General features: G+C 69.9%; 2 protein-coding genes. Both read left to right on the forward strand.

What is annotated here, in order from left to right:
* Positions 1-594, forward strand: a 594-nt coding sequence (locus EJK15_RS77070; protein WP_171075452.1) for an acyl carrier protein, incomplete at its 5' end; no start/stop codon positions are given.
* A gap of 4 nt (positions 595-598) precedes the next feature.
* Positions 599-834 (forward strand): beta-ketoacyl synthase N-terminal-like domain-containing protein (locus tag EJK15_RS69700; protein ID WP_206062416.1); only part of this gene is annotated, 236 nt, incomplete at its 3' end.

The following is an 834-nucleotide window of genomic DNA, read 5'->3' on the forward strand; positions in this document are numbered from 1 at the left end:
GATCTGGTCGGTGTGCGGCGCAGGGCCGCGTCCGACAGCCCGGCGGGAGACGCTTCGTTCGCCGACCGGCTGGCCGAGTTGCCCGCCGCAGAGCGCCAGGCAGCGGTGACGGAACTGGTACGCGCGCGGGCAGCGGCGGTCCTCGGCCACGATTCGCCCGCGTCCGTGCCAGTGGACCAGGCATTCCAGGAGCTGGGCGTCGACTCGCTGGCGGCGGTGGAGTTGCGGAACGGGCTCGGTGCCGCGCTGGGGCTCCGGCTGCCGACCACCTTGGTGTTCGATCAACCATCGGTCCGAGCGGTCGTCGACTACCTGATCAGGCGAATCGCACCGAAGATCGACGGCGGCGCCAACGGCCGGGACGAGACGGCGATCCGCAGGGCGCTGCAGACCGTGCCGCTGGCGGCGTTGCGCGCCGCCGGGCTGCTGGACGGGCTGCTGGAGCTCGCCGGAGTACGTCCCGATGGTGCGAACGGAGCCGCAGCCCCAGACGAGACGGCGGACGACGACGCGATCGACGAACTGGATACCGAAGGCCTGATCAGGATGGCGCTGGACAACGGGCAACCGGACGACGAGACCGAGAAGTGGTGAAGAGATGGCGGAAGGTGAAGGAAAGCTCGTCGAGGCACTGCGCGCCTCTCTCCGGGAGACGGCCAGGCTGCGCCGGCAGAACCGCGCGCTGACGAACCGCGCTCGGGAGCCGATCGCGATCGTGGGGATGGCTTGTCGCTATCCGGGTGGGGTGGATGATCCGGATGGGTTGTGGCGGTTGCTGGTGGATGGTGTGGATGCGGTGGGCGGGTTTCCGGCTGATCGTGGCTGGGATGTGGC

Origin of the sequence: Nonomuraea basaltis (assembly GCF_005893125.1) — a bacterium.
In the GTDB taxonomy this organism is placed as follows: domain Bacteria; phylum Actinomycetota; class Actinomycetes; order Streptosporangiales; family Streptosporangiaceae; genus Nonomuraea; species Nonomuraea basaltis.